Raw genomic sequence first — 17,628 nt, 5'->3', positions numbered from 1 at the left:
TTATAAGTGTTGTAATCGCATGGGATTAAGCCATGGCAGAGCGGCCAATAATGCGAGTGCAATCATCAATAAGCCGACCATCTGCTTAAAGTACTGCATTCTAGATAACCTTGTTAGTGTGCTGGTTATTATACCGACACTTATCACGGCGGGTAAAGTCCCAAAACCGAAAGCCAACATCGTCAACCCGCTACGAATAATATCACCGGTCGTCGCCGCAAGTGCCAATGCAGCATAGACAAGGCCGCAGGGCAACCAACCCCAAATCATACCAAATAAAAAAGCTTGCTTGTGCGTTTTCACCGGAATTAAGCGGCGGCCATACGGCTCGATTAACTTCCAAAAACGGGATCCGGCTTTTTCGATATAAGCAAAACGCGGAAACCACCCCGCGATATAAAGTCCGGCACTGGTCATTACCACGGCCGAAAGTACCTGTAACACCCTATGACCGTGACCTTCGCCAAAAGGCATCGTTAATATCGCCTCAATAAAGCCTACCAACATCCCGGCCAAAGCATAACTACTGATACGGCCCAAATTATAGTTCAGCACATAAGGAAAAAGCTTAGCCTTAGAAGTACGGACCTCGGGCTTAAGACTCAGCGTAAGCGTTCCGATAATCGACCCGCACATGCCGATGCAATGCATGCTACTAAACAACCCCATCGCAAAAGCGACAAAATAGGAGGCATTAAAGGCGATAGTATGTTCCATAGAGGGAGAACATTAGCATATTTATTAACTTAAACAATATTTAGTTTTGAAAAAATGAGGATTTTGACTCATCTTTTTACGTGAAATAACACAGATCAATTACTTATGCCGCATAAATGAATAAATAGATAAAAACTCATTTAAAAACCGACTGAATTTGCATCTGGATTTTTTCCGCCATCGACTTACGGTCTTCGGCATCTCGAATCGGACGACCGACGACAATATAGTCGGCTCCGTTACGGAAAGCTTGCTCGACACTGACCACACGCTTCTGATCGTCCTCTTCTCTATTATCGACCGGCCTAATACCCGGAGTGACAACCAACAAACGATGATCTAATTCCTCCCTTAACATAGACGCTTCCAACCCTGATGAAACAATACCGTCGCAGCCGATTTGCAAGGCACGCTTGGCGCGCGATAAAACTAAATCTCGTATATCACATTGAAACCCCAAATCATCGAGATCCCCCCTATCCAAGCTAGTTAAAGCGGTCACCGCCAGTACTTTTAATTGCCCTTTTTCCTTCGCGGCCGCCTCCATAATGGCATCGTTACCGTGAATAGTCGCCAGGTCGACACCTTTGCTACTCAGCGCGCGAATTGCCCGTCCGACCGTGGCCGGCACATCAAAAAATTTTAAATCGACGAAAACCTTTTTGTTCTGTAGTTTCAACCATTCGATAAAGCCAAAATAATCCCCGGACATGAATAGCTCCATGCCGACTTTATAGAAAATCACCGAATCGCCCAATTCTTCGACCAAGGCTTGGGCTTCAGAGATACTCGGTACATCCAACGCCATGATTAAGCGCTCGCGGACAGGAATGGATTTTTCAGAAATAAAAGTTTCGGTCATGAGCAAGTATTGATATGCAATAAGAAAAGCCCTCTATATTACCGAAACTTAATTCAACAGTGAATGTTAAAATAGCGTTCAACTATTCCACCCTGCCAAAGACGCATATCAAATGCGCCTTAACTGCATGACAACCAAGCATTTAATGCATTTATGATCTTCACTCTGCTGCAAATGGCCGGATTAATCGCCTGCGGTATCGGTTGGCGCTGGCTTCGCCCAGGCGGACTTAGCTCCGAACAAGTTCGACCGGTTTTGACATCGGTGGTCTATTATTTGTTTTTACCTGCAATGGTACTAGAAGTCCTGTGGCGTTCGGACATAGGCGTACAATCTCTACAATATACTTTTCTTGGCACTTCAAGTATCGCTTTTGCAATGATTTGCATTTGGTTAATCGGGCGAGCCCTTAACATTCAAGATAAAAAACTTGGCGCGATTATTCTGGTCACCGCATTCCCCAATGTCACCTATCTTGGACTGCCCGTTTTAGAAGAAACTTTCGGTCATTGGGCTCGTTCGGTCGCCATACAGATCGACTTATTTGCTACCGCGCCTTTTTTATTTACTGCCGGCATCATGACTGCCCGTCATTTTGGCGAAGACCATAGCCACAAACACAAACCGATCTGGCTCAATCTCAACGCTCCGCCTTTTTGGGCAGCCTTATTGGCGGTGATTTTAAATATGAACCAGATTGCTGCTCCCGAGTGGTTACTGGGGGTTTTGCAGAAACTTTCGGCCAGCGTCGTGCCGATCATGCTTTTTTCATTGGGTTTGGCATTGAGCTGGCAAAGCATCACTTTGCGTAATCTACCTTATGCTCTGCCGATTATTTTGATTAAGCTATTTTTAATGCCGTGGTTTGCCTTGCAAGTATCGGTATTTTCAACGCTGGATGAGGCGCATAAGGCCGCAGCGGTCTTGGAAATGGCCATGCCCAGCATGGTATTGGGCATTGTTTTTTGCGACCGCTACCGGCTAGACAGCGCTCTCTATGCCATGGCGGTAACGCTGACCACCGTCTTGAGCATGATTACTCTACCTTTTTGGTACCGCATCATTACTACAACTTAAGTTCATTTATGAATCCGACCCTAGAAATTTTCTCGCAAGGCGAAGAGATCGTCACCGGACAAACTGTCGATACCAATGCGGCCTGGCTTTCTCAAGCCTGCGTAAATATGGGTTTTACAGTTTCCAGACATACCGCCGTCGGCGACCGGCTCGATGAACTCATAGCGCTCTTAAAAGAAATCTCGTCTCGCGCCGATTGCTGTATCTGTACCGGGGGGCTGGGCCCTACATCCGATGATTTAACCGCTCAAGCAGTCTCTTTGGCTTTCTCTATGCCCTTGCAATTCGACACGATAGCTTTCGAGCAGATTGCCGGCTTTTTTAAAAACAGAAGCAGAACCATGCCTGAAAGCAATCGAAAGCAAGCCTATCTTCCTAGCGGAGCCTTACGCATTGATAATCAATGGGGAACCGCCCCAGGATTTACCCTACAATACAATCGTTGTCGATTCGTCTTTTTACCCGGCGTTCCGTTCGAAATGCAACACCTATTCAATGAGTTTGTTAAATGTTTTTTCGAACGGCACTACGCCCTTAACCCTAAGCAATTAGTCACTCTAAAAACTATCGGTATCGGCGAATCCGACATACAGACGGCCATCGCAGATATTACAATACCTCAGGAAATTCAACTCGGCTTTCGTGCCGGTCCGGATCATATCGAAACAAAATTACTCGCCCCCGCTCAATATCCTCGCCAGAAACTCGACCTATATATTGATACAATAAAAAGCCGTCTAGGTGATTTTATTTTCGGAATCGCTGACGATCGCAACCATTGCGACGATTTACCTAGCACGATCGATAGAATGATGCGGGACCAACAACGAACGGCGATCTTCATTGAAACCATAAGCCAAGGACTCATAGCAGCGAAATGCGCGATTGCCAATGACTGGCTTTTAGAAACCCATTACCAAAGAAACCCCGCATATTTCGCCGACCGATTTTCCGTCGCTCTTGACGAAATGGACTTGCCAAGCCAAGCGAAAAGCATCGCGAATGCGGCAAAAGATCAAAGCGGCGCGGATCTTGCGCTCATACAGCTCTACCGTGAAGACAATACAACCGACAACCCGGACAACCGCACCATTACGATTTACAACGCGTTGTTAAGCCCCGAAGGCTTGCGGCATTCGACTCATACGATCGGCGGCTCCGTTAAACGAAAACAAAACCAAGCCGCGTTGCTGGCATTGGATTTATTACGACGCTATTTACAAAACACAAATTAATATCATGCCTTTAATTCGACTAACCAATGTTTCAATCGCCTACGGAACCCATGCATTGCTGAATAATGCCGATTTTCAACTGGACCCGGGGGAGCGCGTCGGGCTTCTTGGCAGAAACGGCGAAGGAAAATCCACGTTAATGAAAATTATCGCAGGAAACATCCAGCCCGATCACGGCGAAATCTGGCGCCAACCCGAGTTGAAACTCGCCTGGTTAGAACAGGCTCCGGAATTGGTTGGCGAATCTACCATTTACGATGCCGTAGCCGCCGGACTGGGCGAATTAGGCCAATGGATAACCCGTTACCATGCTCTGTCTACACAGTTAGATAATGCTGACGACAAAACACTGCAGGAACTCGGCGATCTACAGCATAAACTGGAATCCAAAAACGGCTGGCATTTTCAACAACAAGTCGAATCTACGTTAAGCCGGCTCAATCTGCCGGGAGAACTCCCGGTTAAAAGCTTATCGGGCGGCTGGAAACGTCGAGTCGCCTTGGCGAGGGCTTTAGTCCTCGAACCTGAATTGCTGCTTTTAGACGAACCGACCAACCATCTGGATTTGGAGAGCATCACATGGCTGGAAGAGCAATTATTAAATTTTCAAGGGGCCGTTTTATTCGTGACTCATGATAGATTCTTTCTACAAAAATTGGCTACCCGTATTGTCGATCTCGATCGCGGCAATTTAACATCCTGGCAAGGCACCTATGACGACTACCTTCGCAGAAAGGCATCCTCACTGGAAGATGAAGCCAATCAAAATGCCGAATTCGACAAAAAACTGGCCCAAGAGGAGGTTTGGATTCGCCAAGGCGTAAAAGCGCGGCGTACCCGTAACGAAGGACGTGTTCGAGCACTCAAGAAATTACGCGACGAACGCGCGCAACGCCGCGATGTTCAAGGAACGACCAAATTATCTTTGGATCGCGGCGACACATCGGGTAAAAAAGTCATCGAAGCAACCGATCTTTGCAAAGCTTTCGACGGAAAACCGGTGGTAAAAGATTTTTCAACACTCATTCAACGCGGCGACAAAATCGGCTTGATCGGTCCCAATGGCGCAGGAAAATCGACACTGTTGAAACTTTTACTCAAGCAATTAGAACCGGACAGCGGCACCGTCGAACAAGGCACTCGCCTGCAAGTCGCCTACTTCGACCAACTGAGAGAACAACTCGATCCGGAAATGACTGTCGCCGATTCGATTGCCGACGGCAATGATTATGTCGAAATTGCCGGAAACAAACGCCATGTCATGTCATACCTCGGCGACTTTTTATTCGCGCCGGCGCGAGCACGCTCGCCGGTCAAAAGCCTGTCCGGCGGGGAAAAAAATCGCTTACTCCTTGCGCGATTGTTCACGAAACCGGCCAACCTGATCATCATGGACGAACCCACCAATGATCTGGATCTGGAAACCCTTGAGTTATTGGAAGAAAAACTGGTCGATTATGACGGCACTTTATTATTAGTCAGCCATGACCGGAGCTTCCTGGATAATGTCGTTACCAGTGTACTGGTTTTCGAAGGCGGCGGCGTCATAAGCGAGCATATCGGCGGCTATAGCGACTGGTTTGCAAACTATCAAAACACCAAAGCCGCCGACATTGCTGTCAAAAAAACCGAAAGCATTGAAAAAAAAACCAGCAATGACACGCCGAAAAAGAAAAAACTCTCTTATAAAGAACAAAAAGAATTAGATGAACTTCCGGACCTGATCGACCGTCTTGAATCTGAACAAACAGCCATTAATGAAAAAATCAATTCCCCTGATTTTTATAAAAGTGACCCTACTTTGATCGCCGATACCCTTGAGAAACTGAAAACCATTGATAAAGAGATGGAACACGCCTTTCAACGCTGGCATGATCTCGAAGCCATGACTCATTAAATATTAAAATTCATTGCATCAAAAGCAATACTACCTTATCATTGCCTGTTTCCATTCGCTGATGGATTAAATACCGGAGAGATGGCCGAGTGGTCGAAGGCGCACGCCTGGAAAGTGTGTATACGGCAACGTATCGAGGGTTCGAATCCCTCTCTCTCCGCCACCGACCCAAACAGCCCCCGCAACAAACCCAGCAAAATCAACACCTCCCGCCTTTTTCAAGTCCCATAATGACCCATAAAAACCCTATACAACCCACATTATTTACGGTATTTTCTACGGTATAAATCACTTCTGAAAAATTTATACCGTATGAACCTCACCGATATTGAGATAAAAAACGCCCAAGCCGCTGATAAGCCTTACAAACTGCATGACGGTCAAGGCCTCTATGTGTTAGTTCATTCGAACAAATCAAAGTACTTTCGAATAGATTACAGTTTCGCCGGAAAGCGTAAAACGCTTGCCTTAGGCACCTATCCGCGAACACGACTCAAGGAAGCTCGAGAAAAAGCTTATACCGTAAAAAAGCAACTCGAGGACGGTATAGACCCGTCATTAGTCCGCCGATTGGAAAAAGCCGGGATCAAAGAGAACACCTTCAAAGCCGTGGCTAATGAATTTTTAGAGACCAATTCAAAACGATGGAGCGAAGCGCATCGAAACCACATTCAAGAATGCTTCGATCGGGACGTTTACCCTTGGCTTGGCGATCGACCGTTAAAAGATTTATCGGCCATCGAGGTTTTAACCGTATTGCGGAGGATCGTTGATAGAGGCGCACTCGAAACCGCCGCCCGAACAAAACAGTTCATTGGCCAAGCGATCCGTTACGGAATCGCCCACGGCAAAGCTGAACGGGATGTAACGCAAGACTTACGCGGCGCGCTGCCTTCACCCGTCAAAGGACATTACGCGGCAATCAAAACCCCGAAAGAACTCGGCCAGCTCCTACGAGACATTTACGCCTACAAAGGAAGCTTCATTGTTCGAACTGCCTTACAGCTTCAACCGCTTGTCTTTGCCAGACCGGCTAACCTAGTCATGATGGAATGGTCAGAGCTTGACCTTGATCTTGCCGAATGGCGTATACCCGGCGAAAAAATGAAGATGAAAACCGATCATATCGTGCCGCTGGCAAAACAAGCCCTCGAGTTACTTCGGGAGATTCAACCGCTCACCGGCCACCGGCAATATGTTTTCTATTCCCCCAACGGCGGACACATTAGCCGCGAAACCATCGGCGCAACCATTCGCCGAATGGGTTACACCGGCAAACATACTGCCCACGGATTCAGAACCACGGCCTCAACGATCCTACATGAACAAGGCTTTCATTCCGACATGATCGAGCGGCAACTTGCCCACGCCGAACGAAACGCAGTCAAAGCCGCCTACAATCACGCGCAATATCTGCCCGAACGGCGGCGAATGATGCAAGCCTGGGCGGATTACCTGGACGCACTTAGAAAAGGTGCCGATGTAATACCGATCCGAAAGAGCGTCTAATTATTTGCCGGCACAAAACCGAATCGCCCGAAGCGGAAAGTTTTTGTTATAATCGATTCGCCAAGCTAGGTTAGCTCCCGAATCCCGAACTCGTCCCTCGGCTGCTTGGCTAATTCTCGACGGCTAACCTTGACGGGGTTATGAAGACAAACAAAAAACAAAAGGCGTTTATCGACTTTGTTGTGCAACGCCAACTTGAAAAACAACTATCGAAAGACCGGCTCAACCAATGGCCGCCCACCCCAACCTTGCTAACTTGTCCTGATGATTTAAGAGCTGCATTCAACGGCGGACTTGATAACCGGGACCACTGGACAAAATCAGACTGGCAAGCATACGCCCTGCACCTCGAAGAATCAGGAAAACAGTTTGCCGAACGCCTCACCAAAGCTGAAGCCTTGCGACTCTTGGCGGAACATAGGCTAAAGAGAACAGTTCCGGCCAAGCCCGACACCAAGCCCGGCATCAAGCCCAACGACCCAAGCGAAAATAAAACGCTCCTCACCGGAAAACCAGCACATCCGCAAACCGACAGACCAAAACGCGGACGGCCTCCTAAAGACTTTGAGTCAATCGATAGACTTATCGACCGAGCCGCCAATATTCAGCGAGGCTCAAATAAAACTATTTCCAATGAACAAGCCTTAACGATGGCTTGCCGAAAGCTTGCATTGTCGCCCGACTGCATAGATAAAATCGTCACACCCGCGACAATCAACCGCATGAGCCGCCTAGCTCCCAAGCGTAAAAGTTCTCACGAAAAATAGACAACCTCAGGTCACGCGAATTATCGTGAAACTATTTTCACTATCCCCGCTTTAAAAACTTCAACAAAATCAAAACAATTTTTTCACGAAAAATAATTGACCTCAGGTTTCTGTTTTAACGTGAAAAAATATGTGAATAATAGATTGCCAACGTAACAAAAACGCTTGGCTATCGTGAACACATCGACAACCTCTTTAATCCCCATCGATCCCTTATATTTCAAGGCCTCCGCAACGAGTGCGGTCGTCTCGACATTATTTTTCTGCTCATTTGTGGGTTATTTTTGGGTTATTTTTGGGTTATTTCTGGTTATTTTTTTCGGGCGTGAATTTGTTGTTCGCTTTCTGAAATTTTTGTTTTATATAGGTGCCCACGTTAAAAAAAACGAGGGGCCGCATGTCTGATAAAACCGAAAATTTAATACCGCTTTTTCTTCGAATTTCGGATGTTGTGCGCATGACCGGCCTCAGCCCTACTACGATTTATCGACTCGCCGCCGAATCTGGCGATTTTCCAAAACCCGTAAAGCTTTCCGCCCGCGCGTCTGCGTTTCGATATTCCGAAATTGTCGAATGGGCGAATACTCGCAAGGCTGCTCAATGACTTCGCTAGAACTTGAGGCCGCCGCGATTGCCGCATGTGCCGAGCTTGGCCTTCAGCCGCCCAAGGCTTTTACCCGCGGTCGTTGGCTTCAGGTTCCGCTTGTTGAGGGATCTCGAACAGCTGGCCGCGTGAAATTGTTCGAGGACGGAAAAGGCGGTATCGCCTTCAATTGGACGACAAACGAGCGGCGCCCGTTTTTTACTGATGCTGATTTCATGCCGCGAAAGCCCACCAAAGCCGAACGGCGCAAAGCCGAGCGCGCAAAGCGTAAGCGTGAGGCAGAACGCCGCGCACAATATGACGCCGCCGCCGAACGTGCCGCGCGCATTTGGCGTGGAGCTGTGCCGGCTGTATCGCACCCATACTTAACCAGAAAAAATATCGAAGCCCACGGCGCGCGCCTTGGCCGGTGGGTTCGCTTAGTCGAGGATTCGCACGGGAACCGCGCGCGCATCATTATTCCAAACGCACTACTTATTCCGATGATGAACGCATCCGGCGAGATTCGCGGCCTGCAAGCGATTTTTAGTGAAAAACACCCCGTCCTTGAGAGGGACAAGGATTTCACCCCTCTTTGCGAACGCGCCGGCTGCTTTTGGTGGATCGGGCCGAAAAACCCAGACCCCAGCGCTACAGTTTTGATTTGCGAGGGGTTCGCGACCGCCGCCACGCTTCACGCCGAAACCGGCTTTCGCGTTTACACCGCCTTTGCAGCAAACAACCTCCTGCCCGTTGCCCGGATCGTTCGCGAGCGATTGCCCGAGGCGGACATCGTCCTATGTGCCGATAACGACCAGAACACGAAAGGGAACCCTGGCATCACGCACGCCACCGCCGCCGCACAAGCTATCAATGCACGGCTAGCGGTGCCGCCGATTGACGGCGATTTTAACGACTTTGCCAATAAAAACAATGACATCAAGTAATAAAAAGGATAATGTTTTTCGTATAATCGACGGCGCGAAAGCTGCCGCCGTTGATGATGATGCAACGACCGGCGGCGGTGGTGGTGGTGGCTCTGGCGGGGGTTCGACGTTTGTCGAATTTGGTGCCGAGACGGAGAAGTTCATCGAAAAAGACGGCAAGCTTTATAAAATTAGGCGCGTGAAAGAAGAAGATCGGATGATTTTATTAGCTAATTTCACGGGTTTCATATCCGAGGTCATCTATTACGATGAGGGCGCCGGCGATGATCCTGAGCAGTTTTTGAAGCTGACCCTAGTAACTAATATTGGCCATGCGAAAACGAAAAAATTATCCGCTGACGATTTTTATTCGCGCGATGTTATTAATAAGAATTTTGGCCCTGAGTTTATTTTGTTCGCGAAACACCAAGCGTACAAGAACCTTATTAACTATTTACGTATTAAATCTACCGCGCTCGATTTAATGGCATCTACAACGGTTTACGCCTCGACGGGTTTTCGTTTTATTGACGGATATTGGCAATACCTGACTAACGCCGGCGCGATAAGTCAAGATGGCTTTATTTCTGCCAACGTTGATTTAAAGCGTCAAAACCTTGCCAGCTACTCACTACCGGCCCCCGATTTGGATCGGCTCAAAATCGATTTCGCAAATTTTTTTCCAAAAATTTTGGCAATTTCGCCGACTGTTCCGGCGTTAGGATATTTTATGCTGTGCGTAATGCCGCGCGCGCTCCTTGAGGAAATTTCCCCGGCTGAATTTTCGATTTTTTTCTACGGAACCACGGGGGCCTTTAAATCAACGATAGCTAAATTTATCATGTCATTTTTTGGTTCCGGATTCATCGACGCGGGACCGACTGCGAGTTTCTCGGATACTGTCAATCTCATCGAGCAAGTTTTATTCACGGTGAAAGATGCGCCCGTACTTATCGACGATGCGCGCTCAGTTAGCGTTAAACAGTCTGATGCAATGCATGACGCGCTCGACCGAATTTTAAGGAACAAAGCTAATAAATCGTCCAGAGGAAGGTTTAGCGAAACCACGCACAAACCGGCACGCTCATTGCCGATAGTAACCGCCGAAGAGCCGCCTAGAAACGCATCGGCGATCGCTCGCACATTGACCGTGAACTTTCCAAAGGACACATTCGACAAAAAGAATTTAAGCGAACTTCAGCGACTCGCAAGGCGCGGCGACTTCGCCAACCTGACTGCATGTTTTTCATCCTGGCTTTGTTCGCGCATTGAAACTCTCAGACCAGAGTTTCGAAATAATTGTGAAGCGCTTCGCGATGGTTTCATCCAATCCGGAAAGCTGCAAGGCGCACACGAACGCGCGCCGGGCATGATTTCTGAATTGATCGCATCGTCTGAAATTTTTACTGAATTTTTGAGCGACTGCGGCATATTACCAACCGCCGCCGCTAATTCGTTTCTGGCCGAGACCGAAAGCGCGCTGCTTGCGATATTCGGCGAGCAAGGCGCGCATGTGGATGACGCTGACGAGTGCATCCGCTTCATCCGTTTACTAGCGTCAGGCTTAAAGGCGGGACTGTGTAACATCGAAAACCCGCTCGACCACGGTCCGCCGAAGACGACCACACCTTTCATTTTCGGCTGGCGCGATCCCGTACACGCAGAAAACGGCGAAAAAATATACCGAAGATGCGGCGATTTGATCGGCTGGTATTATCCAGGCGCCGAAGATGCCCCGGACGAAATATGGCTCGAACCAAATCTGGCCTATTCTGCGGCTCAATTTCTGGCCGGTCGTCAAAAGCAACAAATCGCCGTGCCCGCGTCTACCATCTGGCGGCAAATGCTAGATCGGGGTTACATCGCCAAACCATACAAACACGGCCATGAGGTACGACCGCGCGCCTCTCGTACAATCTCCAACCAGAAAACTCCCGTCATCGTTATCGATGCGCGGCTGCTAAAGTCCGGCCCAGACGAATTCAATAATTGTAAAAAAAATGAAACCGAATAAATTCGAACGCGGCCTAATCCGTGAATTTGAAGATTTAGAGCGCTACTTTGCCGGACGCGCGAAATACAGGCCATCGTGTAACAAGATCCGAAGACTTACCCGTGCAGCCGGCAATCACTACCGCGAAAACTGGCGTGACTTCCCATTGAGACGGCGCGTTCACTGTTTTGAACACCGCCTTCACGAGGGCGGTTTTATTGTCGTGAAGTATTGCGTTTCCAGTTGGGGGCGCGTTCGGATTGTGCCACCGACGAAATACCCACTTACCCGCCGAAATTTGTTAGGCCTAGATTAGAGAGACTCATGACGACACGAAACAGATTCGATTTTTCAAAATTTTCAGATAACCAACTTTTTCAAGAGATGCAAAAGACACGAATGCACTTGAACATTTTACAGCTCGAGTTCGACAAGCGCGCAAACATTCGCAGGAAGCCAAAAAAGTTATCCGTCCACGATTTCCGGAAAGATACGAAATGACCACTCAAAGTGAAATTAAAAAGCGGCTTCTCCCATTTGAAACCGTTAAGCCGGATATCGTCGAGGCCTGCACCCAAGCGCTTGATGCCCTTTATAAGTGTTCGGGCGTTTCGGCTACCGATCATGTTGAGCGTTTAATTCTCGAGCAGTTTACAGAGGCCTGCACGATCCTTGCCGGCGTTCGATGGAATTTAACCGACCGGATTGAATTGACCGCCGAAATGCCGGACGGCGAACCGTTAGACGAACTGGACGAAGCGGAGGAAACCGAGCTATGACAACACTTTGCCAGCAATGCAAGCGATTTGAAGACGGCTATTACTGCCAGGCCATGCAACAAAACGCGCCGCCGAACGTTTCGCAATGCAAAAGCTTTGCGCCACTGCCGGCACCCAAACCCGATGTAACCGAACAACCAACCAGAGAGTAAACACATTATGACTGACATTAACCTAGAAGTTGTCCGCCGTTCCGCTGCAATGGCGAAACAATCCGAACGCCCCAAAATACTTCACGCCCAGCTCGAGCAGCTCCGCGCGGAAAAAAACCCGAAGAACCGGGGCGAGATCGAAGCAATTAAAAATGAATTGGCGGCGCTTGCGGCTGCCGGTTATCGATAACGAAGGGGTAATTATGGCATTAGACACAGTTGCAACCATTCTAGGCCGCGTAAAAGTTGCGCCGCCTGATTCGCCGATAGCGGTTTTTAAATGCGATAAGCCGGGACTGCTCCGCGCGGTCTTCGGCGCAACAATCGATTCTAGGCTAGAAATGGATGCTAAACGCGGCGAGTTAATCGGCGCATTTTGTCAAAATGATGATGAGGCCATCGTCAAACGTAAATTGATGGATGGCATATTTTTTTCAAACAGAGGTACTAAAAATGAACCAACAACAACCGAATAAAAGCGAAGTCCCGGTATTTTGCACCGATTACCGCGAAATTCAGAGACGGCAAAGGCTCGAGCGCTTAGGCGAGATCGGCGACCAACTAGCCGACCTAAAAATGGAAATGTCTCACCGGATCAAGCACGGCGTCAACTATCACGACATCGAAAAAAAAATGGAACACTTACGAAATGAAGCCGCCGGCTTGACAACAGCGAGCCAAATTTAATTTTTGCTGAGTGAGGCACCATGTCTCACCAGTAAAACTTTACTAAACCTTTAAAAAACTTTACTAAAACCTTTAACAAAACAATTATGAACATTGAACAAATACAAGCCGAAATTCGCAGAAAAACCGCTGAACTTGAGCGATTAGACGGCGAAATTGACAGAATACGCCCTTATAAGCGCGTTGATACATTCCCGCTAACGGATGCAATCGCAGAGCTTTTGGCAAGCGGCAAGACCGACAGCAAGACCACGCAGAGAATAGAAAAACTTGAGGCCGAGCTTGAACTTGCGCAGCGGCACAATGCTACGCTTGCCGATGCCAACAAAGGCAAAAACGACATTGCCGACGCCATCGACCGAAAGATTAAAGCGCTTGAAATCGAGCTTAGGGCGGATCGCCAAAAGCTCAAGGAATTAACAACCGAACTCCTACTGTCCGAACTCGAGAAGCATCGGGCCGGATATCGGAAAGCCTTGGACAAATTTTTAAACGAGGTTGCATGCGCGGCGGAAATTTCCGAGAGGCTCCGCGTGCTGCACTGGGATCGGCATAACCCACACCTTTGCAGCTTCCAAAGCGAGATCGGCAATGATTACGAGAGCGGATATATCCGCGTTCGCATGATGCCGGGATTGGTTCAGCCTTCTAACGGCTCGTATATTCATACGCTCGTTAGATCAGCCGGCGAACTACCCAAGCAAGACGCGGTCGAGAAGATTTTTAAAGAACACGGCATTGACGATGACTTACTACCTGGCCGGCATTAACAGAGTGTAATTACCGTAATTATGTAATTACGGTAATAATTTTATTATTTTATGAGGATTTTATGATTTCAGACAGATTAGCAACATTTTCACAGGAGCAGGCCGTTACCGATTCGGCGTTTGGTGTTGACAAGATCGACCTTGCGAACGTCGTCGATGTGCAGGATTCAAGGGATGTCGGAGGCGGTGTACCGCTCAATGTCGCGTTTGGTGTTGATGAGTCGGCGGCGGCGTCTGGAAGCGCTACCGTGACCTTCCAGGTTGTAAGTTCTGACTCGCCGACATTGAGCGATCATGTCGTATTAGCGCAGTCGGGAGCGATCCCCAAGGCTGACTTGGTCGCTGGCCGCAGTCCTATCGGCGTATCGATCCCGCAGAGTCATTCACTAAGCGAACCATTCGGCAAGCGTTACATCGGCGTTCGATATGTGATTGCATCGGGACCGCTTACGGCCGGCAAGTTTTCCGCCGTTCTTATTGCCGGATCAGTGCCAAGCTCCGGGCGTATGTACGGCGGAAACTTCACCGTTCTTTAAGGCTGTTTTGGCAATATAACCCACTGGCGGCGCGAAGCCGTCAGTAATTTACTACTGAGGTTTTTATGAGAGCGTATGCTAAAAACGCACCAAATAGGATGATAGCCGAGCGACCGCTTGAAGATGGCGAGAGGTTCTTGATTCACACAAAAGATGGAACCTATTCTTCAGAAAAAGCCAGAACCATTGGCGAGGCCTTCGAGCTAAACCCGAGCGCTTTACAGATCGACAGGGTTAGAATGGTTCACGATAAAAACGGCTCGAGGGTAGAGAATTTAGGAAGCACAGCCAACCCTGAATTACGGCGATATCTTCGGCAATTTACAAAAAAATGAGGTGATTTATGTCAGTTTTTGACGATAGAAAGAAAAATGGCACAAGCGGCGAAGCTTTGTCTATGACAATGGCTCTTACGTTCCCCGACAAGGAATTTCCAGGGGAACCGACGAAGGACGAAATCCTTCTTGCGAGATCGGCAGGTTTGAAATCAGCCTATGAGTTGGTTGAATATGATCGGCTAAGGCAAAGAGCAGCAGCTCCGCCACCACCGCCACCACCGCCGACGAATGGTTATAAGTGGGGGAGCAAAGACAATAAGACGCTTTTGACGTGAAGAAACCGCAACGATTGCCGTTAGGTAAAGAAACTTACATTTAAAAGTTAATAAGAATTATCATATATTTCAAAGGCTTGTGTATTTTTATGCAGGCCATTCGGTTTTCTAATTAATTAAAATAATCTTAAACCTTGAAAAACATTTCTGAAATGCTAGACTTTAATTGTCGATACAAATCGACACGGAATTGGCGTTCCTAACTTCTACGGCGATAAGCCGCCTTGAGCGGTTTTTTTTCGCAGAATTTTCAGCTCACTATGTCGGGCTGATGGAGCACTCGAAAGAGTGCCGGTCTCGTAGAAGCCGGACGCCAACTCCATCAGTCCGGCTCCCAATGATTGGCGTCATGGTTGCCGGGAATTAAAACATTCTACGGAGCACGTCATCATGACCACTCAAAATCCATCCAACCAAACTACCGTCCGCATCTACATTGATCGCGACGCGGCCACCCTTGCCGGTTACGACCTACACGGCAAAATCGAACGAACCGTCAAACCTTCGGAACTCACCGCGCAACAACGACAAACCCTTGTCGATATCAATTTCATCCTTGGTGAAGGCAACACCGGCGCCAAGATCGACGGCACCGAAAGCATTACCGAGCTGTTAGACCGAGCCTACAACAAAATCCTTGCCGATCAAGCCAAAGAGCAAGCCCGAATCGATGAGGCGGTCGAGATCATTACCCGGCGGATTGTCGAAAACTCCGCATATAACCCGCATCACATCGATACGCGCACTGGCCGCTTAGAGATCAAGCAAGGAAAACATGCGCTTATTCAAATCACATCCGAAGAAGCCGATAAAACATGGATGCACCGATATTTTTATCAAAGCGCTGGAACTTTGTATTTCGGCAAAGATAAATCTATTGATGAGATTCGCGACAGAGTTCTATCGAATCCGGAAGTTGGAGACCGCCTTGCAAGCCTGGATCAAGTCGCCGACCACATCCAAGGGCAACTTGACCGAGCCAAGGAAACCCGCGACCGGATCGCCGCCGAACGCAAAGCAGCGACCGAAAAGGCCGAGGCCGAAGCCAAAGAGCGAGAAGCCGCACAGCTCCGCGCGTTTGCCAGAAACATGATGACAGCAATAGACCAGCGGAAATTCGAGGCCGGTTTGCTTCCAAACCATGAGATTCTTTGCGCCATGGCGGATTATGTTTTTGAGCCCCTGGATCAATTCGAAGCCGTGGACCGTGCGGCACTCTATGCCGATGCTAGGGATTACCTGAGCGAATACGGCGGCACGATCCAGGAGATTACCCGCGAAGTTATCACACTGACCGACGACCAATTTTTAACACTCGAAGCCATCAAGAGGGAGGCTAACCAATCATTACCCGGCGCAACGGTCGAGGCGTTGAAATTGGTATTGTATTCGGATAATGCGCTAGAAGATTACGACCCCGAGATTGAATACGTTATTGCTCGAGTTAGCGTTAAGCATGGAGAGTTCGACTTTCAAAAGGACTTCATGCTTTACGAAACCGACGAAGCTGACGACAGCGTGGAGGGTTAAATCATGAACTGGCATGTATTAATCAAGGCCTTTCGCGGCAATAAAACCCTGTATTCCGATTGTGGTCATAAACATCGATCTATCGAGGCTGCAAAGCGTTGCCAACGTAGGATATCGCAGCAAGAACCCGAACCGGGCGTGACTATCGCCTTTGTCGATTTGCGTTTAGTTGGGGGTACGTCATGAAGCCGTGGTCAACGTCGAAACAAAATACAAAACCTAATGCCGATTTATCGACAAGGCTTGTCAATATCTTAGCGGATCAGGAAAAACAACGAGGTTTAAAACCGATGCCATTGGAGGCCGATCTTTTGCTTAAGCGCATTGAGCAAGGCGGTCAATCCGGGGATTATTTGGCGGACGCTTTTAATTCAACTTATCGGAATATTCCTTTCGGCCAAAGCCTTTTCGATATCATCCACCTGGACGCCGAAGCCTTCCGGCTTTTTCATGAAATCCTTCACATTCGGCACGTTCCCGGTTGGTCGGATGATGAGCTTTTTGTCATTGAGCGCAAGATCAAAGCGATTAGGGAGGCTAGATAATGAATAAGCCAATTTCAAAGAACATCGTCGAACGTGTCGTTATCGTCCCGGAAAATAAGCGCTTGGACTTTCTTTATGAGCATTTCCGTACACCGCTTTTCGATCAGCTCGTGTTCAGGATCGCGGATAAGGTTATTAAAGATTATTCTGGCGGCTATTTCGAATACTGCCTGCTCGAAGATTCTAAGGCCGCCTTCCTTCGCCTGGGATCGAGCGAAGGCTTTACGTTAATTAATCCCTTCACGAATGTGGAACTCGAGAACGTTGACGATACCCCGACCGGCTTGATTGTTTCGCTCTATGCCCTGGGCCTACTGATTGAAGACCAAGGAGACCGATGCCACGAAAGCCTTCACGATATCTTTCATGACATACGAACCGCGATTATCGATTATTGCGACGAGGTCGGGCGGCATGACATTTTTTATTGCTTAGTCGATTGAGGGGGCG

22 protein-coding genes and 1 tRNA gene are annotated in these 17,628 nt (G+C 48.4%); 21 read left to right on the top strand and 2 right to left on the bottom strand.

The window, feature by feature from the left end:
- Together ACRJJO_RS10020 and pyrF are read right to left on the bottom strand one after the other, a co-directional pair.
- Entirely contained in the window at nucleotides 1–717 is a 717-nt protein-coding gene (locus ACRJJO_RS10020) for a sulfite exporter TauE/SafE family protein (RefSeq protein ID WP_431065629.1), read from the bottom strand.
- Nucleotides 718–853: 136 nt separating this feature from the next.
- Complete coding sequence (gene pyrF, locus ACRJJO_RS10015; RefSeq protein ID WP_431065628.1) at nucleotides 854–1,579, bottom strand: orotidine-5'-phosphate decarboxylase; 726 nt, start codon at nucleotides 1,577–1,579, stop codon at nucleotides 854–856.
- 153 nt (nucleotides 1,580–1,732) lie between these two features.
- On the opposite strand from pyrF, the gene ACRJJO_RS10010 reads away from it, so the two are divergent.
- The 21 genes from ACRJJO_RS10010 to ACRJJO_RS09910 all read left to right on the top strand — a co-directional run bounded on the left by ACRJJO_RS10010 (nucleotide 1,733) and on the right by ACRJJO_RS09910 (nucleotide 17,621).
- Nucleotides 1,733–2,656 (top strand): AEC family transporter, encoded by a 924-nt coding sequence (locus ACRJJO_RS10010; RefSeq protein ID WP_431065627.1) that lies wholly within the window; start codon nucleotides 1,733–1,735, stop codon nucleotides 2,654–2,656.
- A gap of 8 nt (nucleotides 2,657–2,664) precedes the next feature.
- The gene (locus ACRJJO_RS10005) at nucleotides 2,665–3,891 is read left to right on the top strand and encodes a competence/damage-inducible protein A (protein ID WP_431065626.1); all 1,227 of its coding nucleotides are present in this window, start codon (nucleotides 2,665–2,667) and stop codon (nucleotides 3,889–3,891) included.
- 4 nt (nucleotides 3,892–3,895) lie between these two features.
- Nucleotides 3,896–5,788, top strand: coding sequence for an ATP-binding cassette domain-containing protein (locus tag ACRJJO_RS10000; protein WP_431065625.1), 1,893 nt, complete (start codon nucleotides 3,896–3,898; stop codon nucleotides 5,786–5,788).
- 75 nt (nucleotides 5,789–5,863) lie between these two features.
- Nucleotides 5,864–5,951 (top strand) — tRNA-Ser (locus tag ACRJJO_RS09995).
- Between the two features lie 149 nt (nucleotides 5,952–6,100).
- Nucleotides 6,101–7,297, top strand: a complete 1,197-nt coding sequence (locus ACRJJO_RS09990) for a tyrosine-type recombinase/integrase (protein ID WP_431065624.1) — start codon at nucleotides 6,101–6,103, stop codon at nucleotides 7,295–7,297.
- A gap of 140 nt (nucleotides 7,298–7,437) precedes the next feature.
- Nucleotides 7,438–8,064, top strand: coding sequence for a hypothetical protein (locus ACRJJO_RS09985; protein ID WP_431065623.1), 627 nt, complete (start codon nucleotides 7,438–7,440; stop codon nucleotides 8,062–8,064).
- A 397-nt stretch (nucleotides 8,065–8,461) separates the two neighbouring features.
- A complete protein-coding gene (locus ACRJJO_RS09980; protein ID WP_431065622.1) occupies nucleotides 8,462–8,668 on the top strand; it encodes a helix-turn-helix transcriptional regulator in 207 nt (68 codons plus the stop codon).
- Nucleotides 8,665–9,594, top strand: a complete 930-nt coding sequence (locus ACRJJO_RS09975) for a toprim domain-containing protein (RefSeq protein ID WP_431065621.1) — start codon at nucleotides 8,665–8,667, stop codon at nucleotides 9,592–9,594. Before ACRJJO_RS09980 ends, ACRJJO_RS09975 begins: the two co-directional genes overlap by 4 nt.
- Nucleotides 9,581–11,587: a hypothetical protein gene (locus ACRJJO_RS09970; protein ID WP_431065620.1), complete on the top strand. Its 2,007-nt coding sequence runs from the start codon at nucleotides 9,581–9,583 to the stop codon at nucleotides 11,585–11,587. Before ACRJJO_RS09975 ends, ACRJJO_RS09970 begins: the two co-directional genes overlap by 14 nt.
- A 476-nt stretch (nucleotides 11,588–12,063) precedes the next feature.
- Complete coding sequence (locus ACRJJO_RS09965) at nucleotides 12,064–12,345, top strand: hypothetical protein (protein WP_404358080.1); 282 nt, start codon at nucleotides 12,064–12,066, stop codon at nucleotides 12,343–12,345.
- A complete protein-coding gene (locus tag ACRJJO_RS09960) occupies nucleotides 12,342–12,497 on the top strand; it encodes a hypothetical protein (RefSeq protein WP_404358082.1) in 156 nt (51 codons plus the stop codon). The genes ACRJJO_RS09965 and ACRJJO_RS09960 overlap by 4 nt, the downstream gene beginning before the upstream one ends.
- Nucleotides 12,498–12,504: 7 nt before the next feature.
- Complete coding sequence (locus ACRJJO_RS09955) at nucleotides 12,505–12,687, top strand: hypothetical protein (protein ID WP_404358084.1); 183 nt, start codon at nucleotides 12,505–12,507, stop codon at nucleotides 12,685–12,687.
- Between the two features lie 13 nt (nucleotides 12,688–12,700).
- The gene (locus ACRJJO_RS09950; protein ID WP_404358086.1) at nucleotides 12,701–12,973 is read left to right on the top strand and encodes a hypothetical protein; all 273 of its coding nucleotides are present in this window, start codon (nucleotides 12,701–12,703) and stop codon (nucleotides 12,971–12,973) included.
- Nucleotides 12,951–13,184, top strand: coding sequence for a hypothetical protein (locus tag ACRJJO_RS09945; protein ID WP_404358087.1), 234 nt, complete (start codon nucleotides 12,951–12,953; stop codon nucleotides 13,182–13,184). Before ACRJJO_RS09950 ends, ACRJJO_RS09945 begins: the two co-directional genes overlap by 23 nt.
- Nucleotides 13,185–13,270: 86 nt before the next feature.
- Nucleotides 13,271–13,954 carry a hypothetical protein gene (locus ACRJJO_RS09940; RefSeq protein WP_404358089.1) on the top strand — a complete coding sequence of 228 codons (684 nt, stop codon included), beginning with the start codon at nucleotides 13,271–13,273 and terminating at the stop codon, nucleotides 13,952–13,954.
- 62 nt (nucleotides 13,955–14,016) lie between these two features.
- Nucleotides 14,017–14,490 (top strand): Bbp16 family capsid cement protein, encoded by a 474-nt coding sequence (locus ACRJJO_RS09935; RefSeq protein WP_431065619.1) that lies wholly within the window; start codon nucleotides 14,017–14,019, stop codon nucleotides 14,488–14,490.
- 343 nt (nucleotides 14,491–14,833) lie between these two features.
- The gene (locus tag ACRJJO_RS09930) at nucleotides 14,834–15,103 is read left to right on the top strand and encodes a hypothetical protein (RefSeq protein WP_431065618.1); all 270 of its coding nucleotides are present in this window, start codon (nucleotides 14,834–14,836) and stop codon (nucleotides 15,101–15,103) included.
- Nucleotides 15,104–15,493: 390 nt separating this feature from the next.
- Nucleotides 15,494–16,633 (top strand): hypothetical protein, encoded by a 1,140-nt coding sequence (locus ACRJJO_RS09925; protein WP_431065617.1) that lies wholly within the window; start codon nucleotides 15,494–15,496, stop codon nucleotides 16,631–16,633.
- Nucleotides 16,634–16,636: 3 nt separating this feature from the next.
- On the top strand, nucleotides 16,637–16,819 hold the full coding sequence (locus ACRJJO_RS09920; protein WP_404358095.1) for a hypothetical protein: 183 nt from the start codon (nucleotides 16,637–16,639) through the stop codon (nucleotides 16,817–16,819).
- Nucleotides 16,816–17,178: a hypothetical protein gene (locus ACRJJO_RS09915; protein WP_404358097.1), complete on the top strand. Its 363-nt coding sequence runs from the start codon at nucleotides 16,816–16,818 to the stop codon at nucleotides 17,176–17,178. Before ACRJJO_RS09920 ends, ACRJJO_RS09915 begins: the two co-directional genes overlap by 4 nt.
- Nucleotides 17,178–17,621: a hypothetical protein gene (locus tag ACRJJO_RS09910; RefSeq protein WP_404358099.1), complete on the top strand. Its 444-nt coding sequence runs from the start codon at nucleotides 17,178–17,180 to the stop codon at nucleotides 17,619–17,621. The genes ACRJJO_RS09915 and ACRJJO_RS09910 overlap by 1 nt, the downstream gene beginning before the upstream one ends.
- The last annotated feature ends 7 nt before the right edge of the window (nucleotides 17,622–17,628 follow it).

It is taken from the genome of Methylotuvimicrobium sp. (assembly GCF_050611805.1).
GTDB lineage: Bacteria > Pseudomonadota > Gammaproteobacteria > Methylococcales > Methylomonadaceae > Methylotuvimicrobium.
The sequence above is the reverse complement of the archived record's forward strand: the minus strand, read 5'-3'. Positions and strand labels throughout refer to the sequence as shown.

Excerpts from the sequence above, each read along its gene's own strand:
- ACRJJO_RS10020 (WP_431065629.1), bottom strand. The coding sequence starts at position 717 with ATGGAACATACTATCGCCTTTAATGCCTCCTATTTTGTCGCTTTTGCG.
- pyrF (WP_431065628.1), bottom strand. The coding sequence starts at position 1,579 with ATGACCGAAACTTTTATTTCTGAAAAATCCATTCCTGTCCGCGAGCGC.
- ACRJJO_RS10010 (WP_431065627.1), top strand. The coding sequence starts at position 1,733 with ATGATCTTCACTCTGCTGCAAATGGCCGGATTAATCGCCTGCGGTATC.
- ACRJJO_RS10005 (WP_431065626.1), top strand. The coding sequence starts at position 2,665 with ATGAATCCGACCCTAGAAATTTTCTCGCAAGGCGAAGAGATCGTCACC.
- ACRJJO_RS10000 (WP_431065625.1), top strand. The coding sequence starts at position 3,896 with ATGCCTTTAATTCGACTAACCAATGTTTCAATCGCCTACGGAACCCAT.
- ACRJJO_RS09990 (WP_431065624.1), top strand. The coding sequence starts at position 6,101 with ATGAACCTCACCGATATTGAGATAAAAAACGCCCAAGCCGCTGATAAG.
- ACRJJO_RS09985 (WP_431065623.1), top strand. The coding sequence starts at position 7,438 with ATGAAGACAAACAAAAAACAAAAGGCGTTTATCGACTTTGTTGTGCAA.
- ACRJJO_RS09980 (WP_431065622.1), top strand. The coding sequence starts at position 8,462 with ATGTCTGATAAAACCGAAAATTTAATACCGCTTTTTCTTCGAATTTCG.
- ACRJJO_RS09975 (WP_431065621.1), top strand. The coding sequence starts at position 8,665 with ATGACTTCGCTAGAACTTGAGGCCGCCGCGATTGCCGCATGTGCCGAG.
- ACRJJO_RS09970 (WP_431065620.1), top strand. The coding sequence starts at position 9,581 with ATGACATCAAGTAATAAAAAGGATAATGTTTTTCGTATAATCGACGGC.
- ACRJJO_RS09965 (WP_404358080.1), top strand. The coding sequence starts at position 12,064 with ATGACCACTCAAAGTGAAATTAAAAAGCGGCTTCTCCCATTTGAAACC.
- ACRJJO_RS09960 (WP_404358082.1), top strand. The coding sequence starts at position 12,342 with ATGACAACACTTTGCCAGCAATGCAAGCGATTTGAAGACGGCTATTAC.
- ACRJJO_RS09955 (WP_404358084.1), top strand. The coding sequence starts at position 12,505 with ATGACTGACATTAACCTAGAAGTTGTCCGCCGTTCCGCTGCAATGGCG.
- ACRJJO_RS09950 (WP_404358086.1), top strand. The coding sequence starts at position 12,701 with ATGGCATTAGACACAGTTGCAACCATTCTAGGCCGCGTAAAAGTTGCG.
- ACRJJO_RS09945 (WP_404358087.1), top strand. The coding sequence starts at position 12,951 with ATGAACCAACAACAACCGAATAAAAGCGAAGTCCCGGTATTTTGCACC.
- ACRJJO_RS09940 (WP_404358089.1), top strand. The coding sequence starts at position 13,271 with ATGAACATTGAACAAATACAAGCCGAAATTCGCAGAAAAACCGCTGAA.
- ACRJJO_RS09935 (WP_431065619.1), top strand. The coding sequence starts at position 14,017 with ATGATTTCAGACAGATTAGCAACATTTTCACAGGAGCAGGCCGTTACC.
- ACRJJO_RS09930 (WP_431065618.1), top strand. The coding sequence starts at position 14,834 with ATGTCAGTTTTTGACGATAGAAAGAAAAATGGCACAAGCGGCGAAGCT.
- ACRJJO_RS09925 (WP_431065617.1), top strand. The coding sequence starts at position 15,494 with ATGACCACTCAAAATCCATCCAACCAAACTACCGTCCGCATCTACATT.
- ACRJJO_RS09920 (WP_404358095.1), top strand. The coding sequence starts at position 16,637 with ATGAACTGGCATGTATTAATCAAGGCCTTTCGCGGCAATAAAACCCTG.
- ACRJJO_RS09915 (WP_404358097.1), top strand. The coding sequence starts at position 16,816 with ATGAAGCCGTGGTCAACGTCGAAACAAAATACAAAACCTAATGCCGAT.
- ACRJJO_RS09910 (WP_404358099.1), top strand. The coding sequence starts at position 17,178 with ATGAATAAGCCAATTTCAAAGAACATCGTCGAACGTGTCGTTATCGTC.